16 protein-coding genes are annotated in these 20,155 nt (G+C 69.4%); 13 read left to right on the top strand and 3 right to left on the bottom strand.

Annotation, left to right across the window (positions count from 1 at the left end):
• A partial coding sequence (locus Q0044_RS06425) for a HAMP domain-containing protein (protein WP_298160862.1) occupies positions 1–1,127 on the bottom strand: 1,127 nt, incomplete at its 3' end.
• Between the two features lie 409 nt (positions 1,128–1,536).
• Here Q0044_RS06425 and Q0044_RS06420 point away from each other — a divergent pair.
• The 11 genes from Q0044_RS06420 to Q0044_RS06370 all read left to right on the top strand — a co-directional run bounded on the left by Q0044_RS06420 (position 1,537) and on the right by Q0044_RS06370 (position 15,612).
• Positions 1,537–2,949, top strand: coding sequence for an ATP-binding protein (locus tag Q0044_RS06420; RefSeq protein WP_298160860.1), 1,413 nt, complete (start codon positions 1,537–1,539; stop codon positions 2,947–2,949).
• Positions 2,946–3,554 (top strand): response regulator transcription factor, encoded by a 609-nt coding sequence (locus Q0044_RS06415; protein ID WP_298160858.1) that lies wholly within the window; start codon positions 2,946–2,948, stop codon positions 3,552–3,554. Before Q0044_RS06420 ends, Q0044_RS06415 begins: the two co-directional genes overlap by 4 nt.
• Positions 3,555–3,781: 227 nt before the next feature.
• Positions 3,782–4,615: an enoyl-CoA hydratase-related protein gene (locus Q0044_RS06410; protein WP_298160856.1), complete on the top strand. Its 834-nt coding sequence runs from the start codon at positions 3,782–3,784 to the stop codon at positions 4,613–4,615.
• A 184-nt stretch (positions 4,616–4,799) separates the two neighbouring features.
• Positions 4,800–6,434: a TldD/PmbA family protein gene (locus Q0044_RS06405; RefSeq protein ID WP_298160854.1), complete on the top strand. Its 1,635-nt coding sequence runs from the start codon at positions 4,800–4,802 to the stop codon at positions 6,432–6,434.
• Positions 6,435–6,456: 22 nt separating this feature from the next.
• Positions 6,457–7,791, top strand: coding sequence for a TldD/PmbA family protein (locus Q0044_RS06400; RefSeq protein ID WP_298160852.1), 1,335 nt, complete (start codon positions 6,457–6,459; stop codon positions 7,789–7,791).
• 28 nt (positions 7,792–7,819) lie between these two features.
• Positions 7,820–8,527 carry a DUF4159 domain-containing protein gene (locus Q0044_RS06395; RefSeq protein WP_524536152.1) on the top strand — a complete coding sequence of 236 codons (708 nt, stop codon included), beginning with the start codon at positions 7,820–7,822 and terminating at the stop codon, positions 8,525–8,527.
• 45 nt (positions 8,528–8,572) lie between these two features.
• Positions 8,573–9,571: an AAA family ATPase gene (locus tag Q0044_RS06390; protein WP_298160849.1), complete on the top strand. Its 999-nt coding sequence runs from the start codon at positions 8,573–8,575 to the stop codon at positions 9,569–9,571.
• Between the two features lie 8 nt (positions 9,572–9,579).
• Positions 9,580–10,467 (top strand): DUF58 domain-containing protein, encoded by an 888-nt coding sequence (locus Q0044_RS06385; RefSeq protein WP_298160846.1) that lies wholly within the window; start codon positions 9,580–9,582, stop codon positions 10,465–10,467.
• On the top strand, positions 10,464–11,615 hold the full coding sequence (locus tag Q0044_RS06380; protein ID WP_298160845.1) for an N-terminal double-transmembrane domain-containing protein: 1,152 nt from the start codon (positions 10,464–10,466) through the stop codon (positions 11,613–11,615). Before Q0044_RS06385 ends, Q0044_RS06380 begins: the two co-directional genes overlap by 4 nt.
• The gene (locus Q0044_RS06375; protein ID WP_298160844.1) at positions 11,612–13,783 is read left to right on the top strand and encodes a DUF4175 family protein; all 2,172 of its coding nucleotides are present in this window, start codon (positions 11,612–11,614) and stop codon (positions 13,781–13,783) included. The genes Q0044_RS06380 and Q0044_RS06375 overlap by 4 nt, the downstream gene beginning before the upstream one ends.
• Positions 13,780–15,612, top strand: a complete 1,833-nt coding sequence (locus Q0044_RS06370) for a hypothetical protein (protein WP_298160842.1) — start codon at positions 13,780–13,782, stop codon at positions 15,610–15,612. Before Q0044_RS06375 ends, Q0044_RS06370 begins: the two co-directional genes overlap by 4 nt.
• On the opposite strand, the gene Q0044_RS06365 is transcribed toward Q0044_RS06370, so the two are convergent.
• The gene (locus tag Q0044_RS06365) at positions 15,609–17,834 is read right to left on the bottom strand and encodes a S9 family peptidase (protein ID WP_366941105.1); all 2,226 of its coding nucleotides are present in this window, start codon (positions 17,832–17,834) and stop codon (positions 15,609–15,611) included. The two genes, Q0044_RS06370 and Q0044_RS06365, sit on opposite strands and share 4 nt — an antisense overlap.
• A 3-nt stretch (positions 17,835–17,837) precedes the next feature.
• Positions 17,838–18,062 (bottom strand): hypothetical protein, encoded by a 225-nt coding sequence (locus tag Q0044_RS16950; RefSeq protein WP_366941104.1) that lies wholly within the window; start codon positions 18,060–18,062, stop codon positions 17,838–17,840.
• Between the two features lie 137 nt (positions 18,063–18,199).
• Here Q0044_RS16950 and Q0044_RS06360 point away from each other — a divergent pair, with 137 nt between their 5' ends.
• Positions 18,200–19,207, top strand: coding sequence for a cysteine synthase A (locus Q0044_RS06360; protein WP_298160841.1), 1,008 nt, complete (start codon positions 18,200–18,202; stop codon positions 19,205–19,207).
• Positions 19,204–20,148, top strand: coding sequence for a transcriptional regulator GcvA (gcvA, locus tag Q0044_RS06355; RefSeq protein WP_298160839.1), 945 nt, complete (start codon positions 19,204–19,206; stop codon positions 20,146–20,148). Before Q0044_RS06360 ends, gcvA begins: the two co-directional genes overlap by 4 nt.
• The last annotated feature ends 7 nt before the right edge of the window (positions 20,149–20,155 follow it).

Genomic DNA, 20,155 nt, shown 5'->3' with positions numbered 1-20,155 from the left:
TTGGCGGCCTGGACCGTCTCCGAGGCCTGACGCGCGCCCGAGGCCGTGCGGTTCACCGTGGCGGTGATCTCGTCCAGGGCGGCGGCGGTCTCCTCCAGAGAGGCGGCCTGCTGCTCGGTGCGGCGCGACAGGTCGTCCGAGGCCTGGGCGATCTCGCCGGCGCCGGAACGGATGGCCGAGACATTGCCCGCCACCACCGACATGGCGTCCTTCAGCTGGCCGATCGCGGCGTTGAAGTCGTCCTTCAGCTTGACGTAGTCCTCCGGGAAGGACTGGCTGATGCTGAACGTCAGATCGCCGCGCGTCAGGTGATCCAGCCCCTCGCCGAGAGCGGCCACCACGGCCGCCTGTTCCCGGGCGGCGGCGTCGGCAGCGCGCTGGCTGCGCGCCCGCTCCTCGTCCGACTGACCCCGCAGAGCAGCCCCCTCCGCCTCGAGGCGGGTCTTCTCGATCGCAGCGTCGCGGAAGATGATCAGGGCCGCTCCCATGGCACCGAGTTCATCCTTGCGAGCCGCACAGGGCACCTCGATCGTCGTGTCCCCGGCGACCAGACGCTGCATGCGGTCGGAAATGCCCGTCAACGACCTGACGATGGAACTGGCCACCATGATGCCCACACCCAGGGCGGCCGCCGTCGCGATCAACAGCGCGATCAGGAGGGTCAGGGCGGTGCTGTTGGTCTGGTTCGTCAGTTCGGCGGACGCCGCCTCGTTCGCCTCGATCCTGGCATCGTTGAAGGCGGTGAGCTGGGCCGACAGGGCAGCGATCTTGGTGTCCATCTCGCGGTTGACCGCCTGGGCGGCCTCAAAATCGTTGGCCAGGCCCAGTTCGATGGAGCGCGCCACCAGTGCCCTGACCTCGACCAGCGGGGCCCGGAGAGGGTCGAGGTCTGCCGCCAACCAGGGCGCCGCGGCCTCGGCCTCGTCGAACAATTCGACAATCTTCGCATCGGCCTCGCGGGCCTTATCCGCAGCGCTGCGGGCCTCGCTGGACGCCCCGTCGTAAACCAGGACCTGGTAGGTGCCGTAGCCCATCTGCTGGAGGTTCCGGCTCAAGCGGACCATCTTGAGCGCCGCCAGCCCGTCACCGTCGACCAGCCTGCTGTAGGCGGCGTCGATCTGCTTCATCTGCCAGCCGCTTAAGGCCGCTCCCGCGAGGCTCACGACAGCCAGAATGATGAGGGGAATGACGATTTTGGCGGAGATTTTCATGTTCGCGAGCAATTTCATCGGATCGTGCCAAGAGCGTTTTGGACCGCAGCAAATGCCAGCATGGTCAACGCCGACGTATTTTTTGGTGAATGTCCGCCTACGTGGAAATACTTAAACGGTTGCAAAACGGGCACGATCCGGCCGCGGAAGTTCCTCATTTTCGGGATGAATTCCGGCCCCTGCCCTTGACGATGATAGACGCGTCGCTGCGGGACCGAATCGCTGCAAGCTGCACGGACAGGGCCCGACTTCGCTCGAAGCTGATTGAGACGGCTGGATGTGGCGACAGAACGCGATCGCGTTGATCCGGACGAGGGCGGCGCAGTTGGCCCAGGCGCCGTGGGCCGGTTATCCCCTGGCAATCGTCGCCGTGCTGGCCGCCGTCGGCATACGGACCGCGCTGGAAGGATTCGGCAGCTTCTACTACCTGCCCATGCTGCCCGCCGTGATGGCCGTGGCCCTGCTGGCCGGCCGGCGCGAAACGGTCTTCGCCATCCTCCTGGCCATCACGGCGAACGTCATCCTGGACCGCCAGGACAGTGTTATCGACATGATCGTCAATGCGGTTCTGTTCGCGACCGTGGCCTGGCTGATCTCCGAGGGATTCCGGCGCCTGCGCGTCTCCCGCCGGCATGCCGACGAGCTCTCACTGCGGCTGGCCCGGCGCGACCACATGCTCCAGACCGTGCTGGTGTCCGTTCCGGTCGTGATGCTGGACCGCCGGGGCGTCATTCGTTCGCTGACCCCGTCCGCCTCCGTCTTGCTGGCCGCGTCCGAAGGGCTCGCGACGGGCGAACCGTTCAGCCTTTTCGTTGAGGATTTCGATCTGAAGACCTTCGCGCCTCGCATCGCGGGCGGTGCAGGGCCAGGATCATGGGTGGCGCGCCGGGGCGACGGCCAGCGGCTGCACCTGAATATCCAGCTCGGCATCAACGAGGACGAGAACGATCCCGATCACGCCATCCTGACGCTGACCGACCTGACCGCGACCCACACCGCCGATGCCCAGGCCCGGGAGCTGCACACCCAGTTGAACCGGGTTTGGCGGCTGAACTCCCTGGGGGAGATGGCGGCCACACTGGCCCATGAACTGAACCAGCCGCTCAGCGCCGCCGTCACCTATCTGCATGCGGCCAAGACCGACATGCGTCGCGCAGGCCCCGTGGCGGACAGCGCGGGCCGGACCGTCGACATGGCCAAGGGTCAGTTGCTGCGCGCCGGGGAAATCATCCGGCGAATGCGCGAACTTCTGGCGCACGAGACCCGTGGGCTGGATGTCGAACGCACGGGCACGATGATCTACGACCTTCAGGGCGTCCTCGAGATGATCGGGGGCACGGGAGGGGCGACAATCGAGTTCTATATCGACGAGGAGAACGACAGGGTCTGGGCCGAGCGGATCCAGTTCCAGCAGGCCATGGTCAATCTCGTGCGCAACGCCGTCGAAGCCCTCGAGGGACGGCCGGATCCGCGCGTCGTCGTTTCCGGCCGGGCGATCTCGCCGGAGGCCTACGAGATCCGTGTCGAGGACAATGGCGCGGGTATAGCAACCGCCGATATGGAGAGTATCTTCCGCCCCCTGATCAGTACAAAGTCCGGCGGTATGGGACTGGGGCTTTCCGTAACCCGGACCATAATCGAGAGTCACGGTGGCGTACTGAAGGTCGAGGCCAGTCCGCTGGGCGGGGCCGCCTTCTCGTTCTGTCTGATGCGCGAGCGGGAACTGTTGGACTCATGAATACGATCGCGGTGCTGATTGCCGAGGATGACGACGCCGTTCGCGACGCCCTGGTCATCCTTCTTCGCGGCGAGGGTCTCCGCGCCCGGGCCTTCGCCACCGGCGGCGAACTGTTGGCCAACCTTCCGGAGGTGGATTCAGCCTGCGTGATCACCGACGTGCGCATGCCCGACATGGATGGCATCGAGGTGGTTCGCCGCCTGCGGGAGCTGAAAGGCGCCGCCTGGCCGATCATCGTGATCACCGGACACGCCGACGTGCCGATGGCCGTTCAGATGATGAAGTCGGGCGTCGTCGACTTCATCGAGAAGCCCTTCGACCCGTATCGCCTGCTCGAAGCGGTGCGCGGCTGTCTGGGCCATCTGTCGAAACAGGAGCACGAGCGCCAAAGCCGGCGGGAAATCGCCGACCGCATCGCCCAGTTGAGCCAGCGCGAGCACCAGGTGTTCCGCGCCCTGGTCGAAGGCCGCTCCAACAAGGAGATCGCTGCAGACCTGGAGATCAGCCCGCGCACCGTCGAGATCTTCCGCGCGAAGGTGATGAGCAAGATGCAGGCGGGCAACCTGTCGGCCCTGGTCCGTATGGGACTGATGTCCACTGGCTAGCGGTCAGGGCGCGAAGCCGATCCGCCACATCAGACGGGCCCTGTGATGCACCTCGGCGCGGCAACGGGTCAGAGTTTCCTCGTCGGTCAAGGCGTCGAGCGCCGCGCCCGTCCCGGGGGCGTCGCGCCGGCCAAGTCCGATCGCGCCCTGAGCGTCTTCAATCAGGACTTGGTCTGGGGCGAGCCTGTGGCATGGTGGTAGCCCCGGTCAACAGGACGCGTCTCGCCTTGCCAAGCTTCGAAATCACCCGCGACGGTCCGGTCGCCCACCTGCGTCTGACCCGTCCCGAGGCGTCGAACGCCCTCGACATCGACTTCTGGCGACGGTTCGGTCCGGAGCTGAAGGCGCTGGACGCGACCGGCGAGGTTCGCGCTCTCGTCCTGTCGGGAGAGGGCAGGAATTTCTGCGCCGGCATGGACATCTCGGTCTTCTCCGGCGGCGCGATCCTGAGCGCCGACACGGCGGCCGACCGTCAGGCCTTCCACCAGACCGCCCGCGATCTGCAGGAGACCCTGACGACACTCGAGAAGGTGCGCTTCCCGGTCATCGCCGCCATTCAGGGCGCATGCGTCGGCGGCGGCCTCGACCTGATCGCGGCCTGCGACATCCGGCTGGCCAGCGCGGACGCCTATTTCCGCATTGAGGAGATCAATATCGGCATGATGGCCGACATCGGCAGCCTGCAGCGTCTGCCCAAATTGATGCCGGAGGGCGTTGTCCGGGAGCTGGCCTATACGGGATCCACACTGACATCGGAGCGCGCCGAGAAATTGGGTCTGGTCAACGCGATCCTGCCCGACGCCGATACCGTCCTGGCCGCCGCGTTCGACATGGCCCGGCGGATAGCCGCTAAGGCGCCGCTCGCCGTCTCCGGCTCCAAGGCCGCCCTCAACCATGCCCGCGACCACACCGTGGCCGAGGGGCTGGAGTGGATCGCGGTGATGCAGGGATCGCTGTGGAGTCCGGCCGACGTCATGGCCGCGATTCAGGCACGCATGACGCGGACAGAGGGCGAGTTCGCGCCTCTGGTGCCGCTCCGTCCCTTCGATCCGGCGGCCTGAACCGCCCGCCAACACGGGGTCCGGCGTTAAGAGTTCGTAATGATCGGCCTTAACCGCTCCGATCGTTTGACCTGTGTCATCGGCCTGTCAAAGATGCGGCCCGCGTGACGAGGGGGCTCTGTGCGACGCCCGCTCATCACCGCCTGCGCGCCCCCGCGGCAGGCCATTCGGGTGGAGAGAAGCCTTGGATAGACGTTCATTCCTCGCCGCTTGCGGCATCGGCGCGGGGGGGCTTCTGCTGCCCGGATTCGCCGGACGCGCCATCGCCGCGTCGCAACTGACCGAGACCCTCGAGATCGCGGTCAAGAAGCGCCTCGCAGATGCAGGCCTCAGCGCCGCCTCGGCTGCCGGCGCCACCTACTGCGACGTCCGCGTCGGCCGCTACATGCGCCAGTTCGTGATCACCCGCGAAGCCAACGTCCAGAACATCGTCAACACCGAGTCGATGGGCACGGGCGTGCGCGTCATCGCCGACGGCGCCTGGGGCTTCTCGGCCACCAACATCATGACGCCGGAAGCGGTCGCCGAGGCCGCCCGCCTGGCCGTCGCCATCGCCAAGGCGAATGCCCGCCACCAGACCCAGCCCGTCCAGCTGGCCCCCACGCGCGGCGTCGGCGAGGTCGCCTGGAAGACACCGATCCGCCGCAACGCCATGGAAGTGCCGATCGAGGAGAAGGTCGAACTGCTGCTGGGCGTCAACGCCGCGGCGATGAACGCGGGTGCCAACTTCGTCAATTCGCAGCTGTTCCTGGTCAATGAGCAGAAGTATTTCGCCAGCTCGGACGGCTCCTACATCGACCAGGACGTGCACCGGATCTGGGCGCCGTTCACCGTCACGGCGATCGACCAGACGACAGGCAAATTCCGCACCCGCGACGGCCTCTCGGCCCCGATGGGTCTGGGCTACGAATATCTGGACGGCAACACGGCCGACCAGATCGTCGCCTCCAATGGCGTGGTCAGCTACGGCATGTCCTATGACATGACCAAGGACGCGGTCGCAGCAGCCGAACAGGCGCGCGAGAAGCTCACGGCAACGTCGGTCCGCCCGGGCTCCTACGATCTGGTTCTGGACCCCAACCACCTGGGTCTGACCATTCACGAGTCGGTCGGCCACCCGCTCGAGCTCGACCGCGTGCTCGGCTACGAAGCCAACTACGCCGGCACCTCCTTCGCCACCCTCGACAAGCGCGAGAGCCGCTTCCAGTACGGATCGGACATCGTCAACCTGGTCGCCGACAAGACCCAGGTCGGGTCGCTGGGCGCGGTCGAGTTCGACGACGAGGGCGTCAAGACCAAGTCATGGGATCTGGTCAGGGACGGCAAGCTGGTCGACTACCAGGCGACGCGCGACCAGGTGCACATCCTGGGCAAGACGGAATCCGACGGCTGCTCCTATGCCGACAGCTGGTCGACGGTTCAGTTCCAGCGGATGGCCAACGTCTCGCTGAAGCCCGGCACGCGTCCGATGAAGGTCAACGACATGATCGCCAACGTCGAGAACGGGATCTACATCCTGGGTCGCGGCTCCTTCTCGATCGACCAGCAGCGCTACAACGCCCAGTTCGGCGGCACCCTGTTCTACGAGATCAAGAACGGCGAGATCACCCGGCCGCTCGAGGACGTCGCCTACCAGATGCGCACGCCGGAGTTCTGGAACGCCTGTTCGGCCATCTGCGACGAGAGCGACTACCGCATGTTCGGCTCATTCTTCGACGGCAAGGGCCAGCCCAGCCAGGTTTCGGCCGTCAGCCACGGCTCGTCGACGACCCGCTTCGACGGCATCAACGTCATCAACACCGCGCGTTCGCTCGGTTGATCGGACCCAAGGGAAAAATCACATGAGCATCATGACGGAAGCCGAGGCCAGGACGATCCTCGAGAAGGTGATCGCGCTGTCGACCGCCGACGAATGCACCGCCCAGCTGGGCGGCGGCACCGAGGGCAACATCCGCTTCGCCCTCAACAACGTGTCCACCTCGGGCGTGGTCTCGGACGTCGAACTCGGCGTCCAGGTCGCATTCGGCAAACGGGTCGGCACGGCCACCATCAACGAGTTCTCGGACGAGGCCCTCGCCCGCGTCGTCAAACGCGCCGAGGACCTGGCCAAGCTCGCGCCGGAAAACCCGGAGTTCATGCCGGCGGTCCAGCGCCAGACCTATCGCGCCAGCGATACGTTCAACACCGCCACCGCCGCGATCACGCCGGAAAACCGGGCCGAGATCGCCCGCGCCTCGATCGATCCCTGCAAGTCGCAGAACCTGATCGCGGCCGGCTTCCTGAACGACAGCGCCGGCTTCACCGCCTTCGCCAACTCGAACGGGAATTTCGGCTACCAGCGCGCGACCAGTCTCAACTACACCTGCACGGTGCGCACCGAGGACGGCAAGGGATCCGGCTGGGTCGGCCGCAGCCTGAAGGACGCCGGCGACTTCAACGTCGACAGCGACATCCAGATCGCGATGCGCAAGGCTTCGGCTTCGGTCGAGGCCCAGGCCCTGGAGCCCGGCAAATACACGGTCATCCTGGAGCCCGCCGCCGCCGCCGGCCTGATCTCCTTCATGTTCAACTTCTTCGGCGCCCGTGCGGCCGATGAAGGCCGCAGCTTCCTGTCCAAGGCGGGCGGCGGCAACAAGATCGGCGAACAGGTCTTTGATCCGCGCGTCACCTTCACGGCCGACCCCTGGCATGACGAGGCCCCGGTCCTGCCCTGGGACGGCGACGGCCTGCCGCGCGAGCGGATGGATTTCGTCAAGGACGGCGTCGTCACCAACCTGAACTACGGCCGCTACTGGGCCGAAAAACAGGGCAAGACCGCCAACGCCACCCCCGGCAACCTGATCATGTCGGGCGGCACGAAGTCGATCTCGGAGCTGGTTCGCGAGACCGAGCGCGGCATCCTGGTGACCCGCACCTGGTACATCCGCATGGTCGATCCGCAGACCGTGCTGCTGACCGGCCTGACCCGCGACGGCACCTTCTACATCGAGAACGGCGAGCTGAAGTACCCGCTGAAGAACTTCCGCTTCAACGAGTCGCCGGTGATCATGCTGAACAACATCGACGAACTGGGCCGTCCGGTCCGTGTCGCGGGCGACGAGTCCAACCTGTCGATGATGATCCCTCCGATGCGTCTGCGCGACTTCACCTTCACCTCCCTGTCCGACGCCGTCTGACCGGAGAGGGTGCGTGTCGCGTTCAGGTATGACACGCGCCGACGCCTTGCGACTGCTGACCGGCGGCGCGCTGGGGGCCCTGCTTGCAGGGTTGCCGCACGCCGCCGGGGCACAGGCCACCTATGATTTCTGGTTCACCCGGCTGCGCTACGATTCCGGCGACTGGGATGTCGACCAGCGGATGCCGGCCAACATCCTGACCTCCCTCGTCGACTACACCAATCTGCGGGTCGATCCCGACGAGCGGGTCATCGCCCTGGCCGATCCGGCCATGCTGACCGCCCCGTTCTGCTACCTGGCCGGCCACAAGCTGGTGGAGTTCAACGCCGCCGAGGCGCGCAATTTCGAACGCTATGTCCGCAATGGCGGCTTCGTCTTCGTCGATGACTGCAACCACGATATCGACGGCCTGTTCGCCACCTCCTTCGAGCGCCAGATGGCCGAGATCTTCGGCGCCGACGCCCTGAAGAAACTGCCCAATGACCACGCCCTCTACCGCAGCTTCTTCGAGTTCGAGGACGGTCCGCCGGCGACCAGTTTCGAGCTGAACGGCTGGGGCGACGACCTCATCCACGACTACCTCAAGGGCATCGAGATCGATGGTCGGCTGGGCGTGCTCTACTCGAACAAGGACTATGGCTGCGAGTGGGACTACGACTGGCGCAACAAGCGCTTCCTGGCCGAGGACAACACCAAGTTCGCGGTCAACATCATCATCTACGCCCTGACGGCCTGACTCTGGCCGCCTGACCTTTTCGCCTCCCTCCTCCCCGGAGCTCCGATGACCACGCCCACCCAATCCGAGATCGACGCCCGGCTGGCCCAGCTCGGCAAGCTGAAGGCCGCCATCGGCCAGGCCATCGTCGGCCAGAACGAGGTCGTGGAACAGCTGCTGATCGGCCTGCTCGCCGGCGGCCACTGCCTGATCGAGGGCGTCCCCGGCCTCGGAAAGACCCTGCTGGTCCGCACCCTGGGACAGGCCCTGCATCTGGAGTTCCGGCGGGTCCAGTTCACCCCCGACCTGATGCCCTCCGACATCCTCGGCACCGAGGTGCTGGAGGAGGATCACGGCACAGGCCACCGCAGCTTCCGCTTCCAGCCCGGCCCGGTCTTCACCAACCTGTTCCTCGCCGACGAGCTGAACCGCACCCCGCCCAAGACCCAGGCCGCCCTGCTGGAGGCCATGCAGGAACACACGGTCAGCTATGCGGGCGTGACCCACAAGCTGAACGAGCCCTTCTTCGTCCTGGCGACCCAGAACCCGCTCGAACAGGCCGGCACCTATCCCCTGCCCGAGGCCCAGCTGGACCGGTTCCTGCTCAACATCCGCGTCGGCTATCCGACCGCGGAAGAGGAGCGCGCCATCCTCGTCGCGACGACCGGGTCGGGCATCGGCGCCGTGCCCCAGGTCATGGTCGGAGAGGACATCGTCGCCCTGCAGAAATGGGTGCGCGACGTCTATGTCGGCGAGGCCCTGCTGACCTGGATCACCACCCTCGTGCGCGCCACGCGCCCGTCGGCGGACGCACCCAAGGCCGTCCAGGACTACGTCCGCTGGGGTGCCGGTCCGCGCGCCGGTCAGGCCCTGGTGCTGGCCGCCAAGGCCCGCGCCCTGCTGCACGGTCGCCTCGCCGCGACGCGCGAGGATGTCATCGCCCTGGCCGCCCCGGTCCTGCGTCACCGCATCCTGCTGTCCTTCGCCGCCGAGGCCGAGCGCAAGACGGCTGATGACGTGGTCGCCGCCCTCGTCGCCGCCCTGCCCGCACCGACGCCCGACTGATCCAGGGCATGTCTCCGCTCGACCTGCCCCCGGAGTTGCGCAGCCGGCTACGCCGCCTGTCCATCGTCCCGCGTCGCGCGGCGGTGCTGGCCAGCGCGGGTATGCACGACAGCCGCAACAAGGGCGGCGGGCTCGAGTTCGCCCAGTACCGGGCCTATGAGCGCGGCGACGACCTGCGGGCCATCGACTGGAAGCTCTACGCCCGGTCCGACAAATTCTTCGTCCGCGACGCGGAGCGCGAGAGCCCGGTCGCCATCTGGATCGTCCTCGACGCCAGCGCCTCCATGGCCCAGGCCGATCTGGCCCGCCCCGACTGGTCCCGGTTCGACGCCGCGCGCCGATTGACCGCCAGCTTGATGGAGATCGCCCTCTATCAGGGCGACCGCTTCGGCGTCGTGGTCGAGCGCGCCGAGGGTCCGATGGTGCTCACGCCCCACAGCGGTGGGCGGCACCGCGACCGCGTGCTGCTGACCCTCGCCCCTCTCAAGGCCTCGGGCGCCGCCGACTGGACCCGCGACGTCGGCGTCTTCGGCGAACAGATCGGCGCGCGCGACCTGATCGTCATCCTGACCGACGGCTTCGACGAGGGCTGTATCGCCACCGCCGAACGGCTGGCCGCCTCGGGTCGCGACATCTGCATCGTCCAGATCCTGACCGGCGACGAACGCGACTTCCCCTTCGAGCAGGGCTACCGGTTCCATGATCCGGAGACCGGCGCCGAGCTGATCGGCGACGGCCGCTCCCTGCGCGAAACCTTCCTCGCCCGCTTCGCCGCCGCCCGGGAGGCCCTGGCGGCCCGGCTCGAGGCGCGCGGCATCCGCCACGTCGAACACTTCATCGACGAGAGCGCGGACGTGCCGATCCGCACCCTGTTACGCGCGACCGGTCGGCAATGAGCCCGGCCCTCATCCTCCCCGCCGCCCTCGCCGCCCTGCTGGCCCTGGCGATCCCCGTCGTCATCCATATCGCGCGCCGGACCGAGAGCCGGACCATCGACTTCGCCGCCCTGCGCTGGCTCGACGCCGCGCCGAAGCCGCGCCGCAGCCTGAGGATCGACGAGCGGCTGCTGCTCGCCTCACGCCTTCTGCTGCTGGCCCTCATCGCCCTGTGGCTGGCCGCACCGGTGCTGTGGAATGCGGCCGACCGTCGACCCGTCGTGGCCGTGGCCCCGGGTGCCGACGCCCAGACCATCGCCGCCGCCACGGAGGCGGGCGACCGCGTCGTCTGGCTGGCCCCCGGCTTCCCGGAGACGGGGGGAATGGCTCCCGCCGCATCCGGTGACCTCGTCAGCCTGATCCGTCAGCTGGACGCCGAACTGCCGTCGGGCGCCCCGGTCAAGCTGGTCGTGCCGGCGACTCTGGAAGGCATCGATGCCGAGCGGCCGAAGCTGTCCCGCCGCGTCGAATGGGCCGTCGGCGCTGAAGCACCTGGGCGCCCCATCGCCTCGCCCGCCCCGCCCGCCCTGACCGTGCGCTACGCCCCTGAGGCTGAGGATGCCGTCCGCTATTTCCGCGCCGCGGCCACGGCCTGGACCGTCGCTGAGGTCGATCCCGACTTCGCCGCCGAGCCGATCGATCGCCCGGTCCCGAACGGCGCGGGTCATCTGGTCTGGCTGGCGGCCGGCCCGGTCCCGGCCCCTGTCGAGGCCTGGGTCCGCAACGGCGGCGTGATCCTGACCGCCCTCGAGGCCCGCATTCCGGTCGAGGGGGAGACCGTCCCCGTCTGGCGCGGCACGGCCGGAGAGCCGCTCGCCGTCGCCGGTCGTCTCGGTCGAGGGCGTGTGATCCGTCTGACCCGCGCCCTGGAGCCCGCCGCGATCCCGCAACTGGTCGAGCCCGGCTTCCCCGACGCCCTCGCCACCATGCTTGCCCCCCGGCCCGCGCCCGCCCGGGTCGCCGCCGTCGACCACCCGCCCCTGACCGGCGCCGCCCCCTTTGATCAGCCGGCGCTCGACCTGCGCCCGTGGCTGGCCCTGTTGATCGCCCTGACCTTCGCCGTAGAGCGCTGGCTGGCGACCCGTCGCACACGGGCGGTCGCCCCATGACCGCCGTCCCCGTCCTGCTGAGCCACCAGAGCGCGGCCCGCACGCGTGCCGGCCTCGATACGGTCGCGCTCGGCCTGCCCGCCGTCCTCGTCGCCGCAGTCCTGGGCTGGCGACTGTTCGGGATGACAGGCACCGTCATCGCCACCGTCATCGGACTCGCCGTTCTCGCCGCCGTCGGGATCTGGCGCTCGCGGCGTTTCGATCGGCGCTGGCTCATCGGAGAACTCGACGCCCGCATCCCCCGCTTCGAGGACAGCACCACCCTGCTGTTCCGCGACCGGGCCGCCCTCGCCGGCCTCGCCGCCCTCCAGCGTGATCGCATCGAAGGCCGGGTTCACGAGGCCGCCGCCGTTGACCTCCGCCCCGACTGGTCGAAACGCCCGATCCTGATCGCCTGGGGCGTCGCCGTCATCCTGATCGCCGCCGTCCTGCTCTGGCCTGCCGGGACCGGCGCCGGGACGACGGCCGCTGCCCCCGCCCGTTCAGCAGGCTCTGCCCCGGCTCCCGTCCTGACCGGTGCCCGGCTGCGCATCATTCCGCCCGCCTACACCGGCCTGCCGGTCCGCGAGCAGACCGCGCTCGACGCCCGGATGCCCGAGGGATCACGCGTGGAATGGCTGATCGACTTCGCCCCCCAGCCGTCCTCGGCCGGGCTCGCCTTCCCCGAAAGCACGCCGGTCTCCCTGATCCGCGACGGCCAGCGCTGGACCGGAACCCGCATTGTCGACCGGCCCCTGCTCTACCGGATCGAGGCCGCCGGCCTGCCGATGCAGCGCCTCAATCGCCTCGACGCCGTGGCCGACGCCGAGCCTGTCGTCCGGCTCGTCGATCCCCAGAGCCAGCTGGTCCAGATGACCCCCGGCCAGCGCACCTGGACGCCGGTGTTCGAGGCCAGCGACGACTACGGCGTCATCGAAACCGCCACCCTGCGTATCACCGTCACCCGGGGCGACGGCGAGAACATCACCTTCGAACAGCGGTCCATGCCCCTGCGCGGCCAGGGGGTGGCGAAACAGCGGCGCTTCTCGACCACCCTCGACCTCGCCCGCGAGGGGATGGAAGCCGGCAGCGATCTGATCGTGCAGCTGGTCGTCACCGACAATCGCGCGCCGGAGCGCCACGAGGTCGAGGGCCCCAGCGTCATTCTTCGCTGGCCCGCCAACCTGGCCATGGCCGAAGGTCTGGACGGCATGGCCATGCGCATCATGCCCGCCTATTTCGCCAGCCAGCGCCAGATCATCATCAATGCCGAGGCCCTTATCGCGCGCCGACGCACCCTGACGGGCGATCCCTTCCTCGACGCGTCCAACGACATCGGCGAGGAGCAGGCGGCGCTCCGTCTGCGCTACGGCCAGTTCATGGGCGAGGAGGCCGAGGGCGGGGGTTCGGGCGGCGGCATCATCCTGCCCACCGCAGACGCACCGGCCGCGCCTCTCCTTCCGACCGCCGACGACCCGGCTCCCGCCCGCCCCGCCGCCCATGACGATCACGCCGACCACGAGGGCGAGGACCACGCGGACGAACCGGCCACCGGAGGGATCGGTGGCGAGGTCGATGTGCTGCACGAGTTCGGCCATGCCCATGACGACCGCGACGTCGCCACCCTGTTCGAGCCGCGCACCCGATCGGCCCTCGCCCGCGCGCTCGACGCCATGTGGGCCTCGGAGCGCGAACTGCGTCAGGGCCGGCCGGAAGCCGCCCTGCCCCATGCCAACGAGGCGCTGGAGCTGCTCAAGGAGGCGCAGCGCGCGACCCGCATCTTCCTCCCGCGGGTCGGCTCCGACATTCCACCCGTCGACTTCGCCCGCCGCCTGACCGGCGAACGCGAGAACATCGTCGCGGAGACGGCCGACCCGCCCGAACGCAATCCCGCCGATGCCGTCGCCGCCGACGCCTGGCGCGCGCTGGAGGAAAGGCCGGGCTCGACCTCTGCGCCGCTGGCCCTCGGCGCGCTCGACCGCTGGACGCGCGAGAACGGCGGCCGTCTGGCCGATCCTCTGGCGCTGAGAGCGGCGATCGACACGGTCCGCAACGAGCCCGCCTGTCTCGACTGCCGCCGTCGCCTGCGCGCCCTCCTGTGGACCGCCCTCCAGCGGCCGGCCCCCTCCCCGGGCCGTCGCGAGGCCCCGGGCGCGCGCGGCCAGCGCTATCTGGACGCCCTGCGATGAGTCTCTCCAGCCCCGATTTCTGGACCGCGCTGGTGATCGGCGGCGCCGTGATCCTCGGCATCGTTCGCCTGATCCTGTGGCACAGAAAGGCTGAGGTCCAGGCTCCCCGCTGGCGCGTCGCCACCCTGATGGGCCTGCAGGTGGTGGCGGGCCTCTCGCTGTGGCTGGCCCTCAACCCGCCCCCCTCCGTCATCCGCACGGGTGCCCTGATCGTCGCCACCGCCGGATCGCCCGCGACCGTCCCGACCGCGCCCGGCGACATCCTCATCGCCCTGCCCGAATCCGGCCCCGTCGCCGGGGCGACCCGCGTCCCCGATCTGGCGACAGCCCTGCGCCGCTATCCCACGCCCGCCCGTATCCGGGTCCTAGGTCAGGGCCTGACGCCGCGCGACCAGTCGCCCCTGCCCGTCCCCGTGGCCTTCACGGCCCCACCCCTGCCGAGGGGGCTGACCGACCTCGCCCTGCCGGATCCCACGGCACCCGGCGCGACCTTCGTCGTCGGCGGACAGGTCGGGACCCTTGCGGCCGGGACGGTCGAACTGGTCGATCCGGCCGGTGAGGTCGTCGACACGGCCCGGGTCGTCGCCGGAGAGCGGTTCGCCCTGATGGCCGCCGTCCGCACGCCGGGCCTCGCCCTGTTCGACCTCCGGCTCCGCGACGCCGCCGGCGCCGTCGTCGAACGGATCGCCGTCCCGGTCGAGACCATCGCCCGGACCCCGCCCCGGGTCCTGGTCCTCGCCGGGGCCCCGACCGCCGAGACCAAATACCTGAAGCGCTGGGCCGAGGACTCCGGCATCGACCTGGCCCTGAACATCGACATCGGCGGCGGGATCCAGCTCGGCGATCCCCCTGTGCCGCTCAACGCCGCAACCCTCGACGCGCTCGACCTCGTCGTGCTCGACGATCGTCGCTGGGACGCCCTCGGCGGCGGTCCGCGAGCGGCTCTGACGGCGGCGGTCAACAACGGCATGGGCCTGCTGTTGCGTCCCACGGGACCACTTTCGGCGGCGACGCGGCGCGACTGGGCCGGACTGGGCCTGAGCCTCAGCGGCGGCGAGGAGGCCCTGCCGCTTCGGCTCGATCCGCCCACCGATGAGGCCGCACCGGAGACCGAATCCGGCGCCGGACCCGCCGTGGAGGACACCGAGGCCCTGCCCGAACTGGCCCGCAGGAACCTGACCGTCGACGGATCGGACGCCGTCACCCTGTTGCGCGACGCGGACGGCGTCACCCTGGCCAGCTGGCATGGCAGGGGTCGCGGCCGGGTCGGGATCTGGACCGTGACCGACAGCTACGCCCTGGTTCTGACCGGCCGTCCGGATCGCTACGGCGAGATGTGGAGCGCGCTGTTCTCCGAGATCGGGCGGGCCGGCGATGACAGTCGCGCCGAGATCGACGGCATCGCCCGCGTCGGCACCCGGATCGCCCTGTGCCGTCTGAACGGTCAGGCGACCGTCCTGGGTCAGGACGGCCGCGCCCACACCCTGCGCGTCGATCCGGCGGCCGGGGACCGCGCCTGCGCCGCCTTCTGGCCGGAACAGCCGGGCTGGCAGGTCATCCGCGACGGCGAGAACCGCCAGACGCCCTTCTATGTCCAGCCCGCCGACGCAGCGCCGTCGCTGGTCATGGCCGCCGACCGTTCTGCGACCCTTGCGCTGGCGGGGACGGCCCCGACCCGCGCCGCGCCGGCCTCGACATCCCATGCGCCGGGTTCGCCGGTCCTTTGGTATGTCAGTCTGCTTGTGGCCCTCTCAGGCCTGTGGTGGTTCGAACGAAACCGGGACGTCGGCGGGCTCGTCGCGTCGCTGCGAGCCCGCCTCCGCCGCTAGTTCGAACCGGCCGCCGGAGCCGCCGGGGTCTTGATCGTCTGGTCCAGCCAGCGGGTCATCTCCCACAGGGTGTGACCGACCGATTCCCGCGCCCGATAGCCGTGCGCCTCCAGCGGCAGAACCACGTAGCGAACCGTCGCCCCATTGCCCTTGAGCGCGGCATAGAAGCGCTCCGACTGGATCGGGAAGGTGCCCTGGTTGTCGTCCGCCTCGCCGTGGATCAGCAGGATCGGCTCATTGACCTTGTCGGCATAGGCGAAGGGCGACATCTCGTTATAGGTCTCCGGCGCCTGCCAGTAGGTCCGCTGCTCGGCCTGGAATCCGAACGGCGTCAGGGTCCGGTTGTAGGCGCCCGACCGGGCGATGCCGGTGGCGAACAGGTCTGTGTGGGCCAGAAGGTTCGCGGTCATGAAGGCACCGTAGCTATGCCCCCCGACCGCGATCCGCCCGCGCTCGGCCACCCCCATCCCCACCACCGCATCCACCGCCGCCTTCGCCGAGGCGCTCAGCTGTTCGATATAGGTGTCGTTCGGCTCGGCCCCGCCGGCCCCCACGATCGGCATCGAGGGGTTGTCCAGAATGGCGTAGCCCTGGGTCAGCAGGAACAGGTGGCTCGATCCGCCCGGCCGCACGAAGCGGTTGGCCGTGTCCACGACCTGACCGGCCACCGCCGCATCGGTGAACTCCGCCGGATAGGCCCACATCAGGAGCGGCAGGGGGCCGTCGCGATCCTTGTCGTAGCCGGCCGGGAGATACAGCGTCCCCGACAGCTGCACCCCGTCGTCGCGGGTGTAGGTGATCAGCTGCTGAGTCACTCCGGCCAGCTGCGGCGCCGGGTCGGGGAAGTTGGTCAGCGGCGTCACACCGCCGTCCAGATCACGGATTCGCAGGTTGGCCGGCTCGGTCCGGCTCTCACGCACGGTGACCAGACGACGGCCATCCTCGTCCAGCAGGCCGATGACGCTCTCGTATTCACCGCTGGCCGACTGCCAGAGGCGTTCCGTCTGGCCGGTGGCCAGATCCAGCGTGCCGAGGAAGGGATACTCCCCCTCGCGTGTCGCGCCGTCGCCCTCGACGAAGACGCGCGTGCCGTCCGGGGTGAAGGCGATCACCTGTCGGCCGGCGGCGTTGGCCTCCGTCGCGATCGTGCCCGGGTCGTTGTAGCGGTCCTGATAGTTGCGATCGACGATGACCCGACCGGTCCCGGGGTTCGAAGGATCGACCACGGAGCGGGTCTCGTGGCGGGTGTTGAACCACTGGGTGTTCACGACGGCCACATCCGTCCGTCCCCAGGTCACGCCCGCATAGCGTTCCGGCAGGTCGATCAGGGTCGTCGGCTCGCCGTTGAAGGGCGCGTCCAGCATCAAGACCCGATCGCGCACCGTCGCGGCCGTGCGGGGATCGCCGCCGTCCTGGGCCTCGACCCAGACCAGGGTCGATGGCGTGTCGGCGCGCCACTGGGCCTGGCGCGGACCCGTCTCGACCGCGTCGAAGGGCGGGGGGATGTTGTCGCGCAGAGGCAGTTCGGCGACGCTGTGCACGACACGGCCTTCCCAGTCCGTCACCTCGACCGTTCCGGGGAACAGGCCCGCCGGAACGACATAGGAGTAGGGCCTCTTCACGCGTGTCTGCAGCAGATAACGCCCGTCCGGCGACACCGAGGCGTTGAGCACGACACCGGTCCCGCCGCCGACTTCGCGAGCCTCTCCGGCCAGCGGAACCACCATCAGCTGGGAGGTGAAATAGTGGGCGAACAGGGCTTCGTCGCCCGGCCCTCTCAACAGGTCCTGATAGGTCCGGACCGCTGCGGCCCGCCCGCCGCTCTCGGCGACGGTGGGACCGGCCGGTGCGGCCGTGACGTCCGGCGCTGCGCCTCGCCCTTCAGGCACGGCCCGGACCAGAAGGCCGGAACTGTCGGGCAGCCAGCTCATGCCGGCGCCGGTCGCGGCATTGACCCGCGCGCCGAAAATCTCGCGCGCCGTGGCGGTCGCGACATCAGCGACCCACAGGGCCATCCCCTCGGGCCGGTCCATCAGGAAGGCCACTGACTGGCCGTCCGGCGACCAGGTCGCACCCGTGAACCGCGATCCTTCCGGCAGGGCGACCGGCCGTGCGGCCCCGCCCTCGACCGACTGGAAGCTCAGGCCCGTGACCCAGGAGATGCGGCTGTTGGCCGGGCCGTTGTTGCGCGGATTGATACGGTAACCGGCGAGGCGGAGCATCGGCTAGGCCAGTTCAGCGATCGTCGGCAGGTTGGACCGCTGGTACAGAACCAGGGTCTTCTGGTCGGGACTGACGCTGGCCCCCGGCGTCGGGCGGGCGTCGAGGATGTCGGCGATCGGCGCGGGCGGTTGCTGATAGGTCAGCGCCCCCGGCGTCTGGGCCAGAACCGGCGTGGCGAACAGCATCAGCACAGCCGGCGCCACATGGCGCATCAGTCGCAGCTTCATCGAAAACTCCCAGCCCTGAAAACGATCAGAGCCGGACGATAGCGGCGGGAGGCGGCCGGGTCACCTCGCCAGACCTCCCTTCCCGTGCGGCAAAAGAGTTTCTAAAAGCGCGGCAGCCTTGCTGGAGTCGCCTGCCCGTGCCGATCGCGTCCGATGCCCTGTCCCTGATCGGCTCCACGCCGATGATCCGCCTGCGCGCCGCGTCAGAGGCGACCGGCTGCGAGATCCTCGGCAAGGCAGAGTTTCTCAATCCGGGCGGGTCGGTGAAGGACCGCACCGCGCGCGGTCTCATCCTCGACGCCAGGGCCTCCGGGGCCCTGCGGCCCGGCGGCACGATCGTGGAGGGAACGGCCGGCAACACCGGCATCGGCCTGGCCCTCGTCGGCGCTGCCCTGGGCCATCCGGTCGTCATCGTCATGCCGCGCAGCCAGACCGAAGAGAAGAAGCTGGCCGTCCGTCTGCACGGCGCACGCCTGGTCGAGGTCGATCCCGCCCCCTTCTCCAGCCCCAACCATTTCGTCCATTTCTCGCGCCGCCTCGCCGCCGAGCTGAACGAGAGCGAACCGAACGGGGCCTTCTATGCCGACCAGTTCGACAACGCCGCCAACCGCCGCGCCCATTTCGAGACCACGGGCCCGGAGATCTGGGATCAGACGGACGGCCGCGTCGACGGCTTCGTCTGCGCCGCCGGCACCGGAGGCACCCTGGCCGGAACGTCCGCCTTCCTGCGCTCGAAGAGCCCCGCCGTGCGCATCGCCCTCGCCGATCCGCCGGGCGCCGCCCTGCACGCCTGGTTCACCGACGGCGAGCTGAAGGCCGAGGGCTCGTCCGTGACGGAGGGCATCGGCGTCAACCGCATCACGGGGAACCTTGAAGGCGTCACGGTCGACCACTCGTTCCGTATCGAGGACGCCGAGGCCCTGTCGATCATCTTCGACCTGGCGAAGCACGAAGGCCTGACCCTCGGCCCGTCCAGCGGCGTGAACGTCGCCGGCGCCGTCCGCCTGGCCCGTGAACTGGGCCCCGGTCACACCATCGCGACCATCCTGTGCGACCCCGGCCAGCGCTACGCCGGCAAGATCTACAACCCCGTCTTCCTGCGATCGAAGGGCTTCGACGTCCCGGCCTGGCTGGAGGCCGTATGAGCGAGGCCGAAGACAACGGACGCCGCCTCCCGCCCCTGAATTCGCTGAAGGCCTTCGAGGCGGCGGGGCGCCGGCTCAGCATCTCGCTCGCCGCCCGCGAACTCGGCGTCACCCCGGGCGCCGTCAGCCAGCAGATCAAGGTGCTTGAGGATCACGCCGGCGGCCCCCTGTTCCGTCGCGACGGCGGAGCGGTGGCCCTGACCGAGCTGGGTGCCCGGCTCCAGCCCGTGCTGCGCGAGGCCTTCGAACAGCTGAAACGCGCCGCCGACATCGTCTACGGCCCGGTCGGCAGACGGTCGTTGGCCGTCAGCGTGCCGCCTTCCTTCGCCGCCCGCTGGCTGGCGCCCCGGATGGTCCGTTTCTCGGCCGCACATCCGGAGATCGAGGTCTGGATCTCCGCCGACATGCAACTGACCGACGTCGCCGGCGGCCGGGTCGACGTGGCCGTCCGCTACGGCGTCGGCGGCTATCCCGGGGTGCGCTCGGAGCTGCTGTTCGAGGCGGGCGTCGTGCCCGTCTGCAGCCCCGCCCTGCTGACCGGCCGTCTGCCCTTGCAGAAGCCCGCCGACCTCGCCCGCCACACCCTGATTCACGTCGGCGACGGCCATGTCGAGGAACCCCGCCCCGACTGGGCCGCCTGGCTCAAGGCGCGCGGCGTGACCGGCGTCGACGCCTCGGCCGGCTCCCGTTACGACCAGACCGCCTTCGCCATCGAGGACGCGGCCAACGGCCGGGGCGTGGCCCTGGCCCCCCGCGCCTTCGTCGCCGCCGACCTGGCCTCGGGCCGTCTGGTCACCCCCTTCGCCGACGGCTACCTGCCGACCGACATGGCCTATCACGTGCTGACCCGGCGCAACGGCGGCCGCGAGGAGGCCCGCACCTTCGTCGCCTGGCTGCGGCGTGAGGCCGAGGCCGACGACGGCACGGTCGATGAGCTGTAAGGGACCC

This window comes from Brevundimonas sp. (genome assembly GCF_027484365.1).
In the GTDB taxonomy this organism is placed as follows: domain Bacteria; phylum Pseudomonadota; class Alphaproteobacteria; order Caulobacterales; family Caulobacteraceae; genus Brevundimonas.
This window is presented reverse-complemented; position numbering and strand designations above follow the sequence as displayed.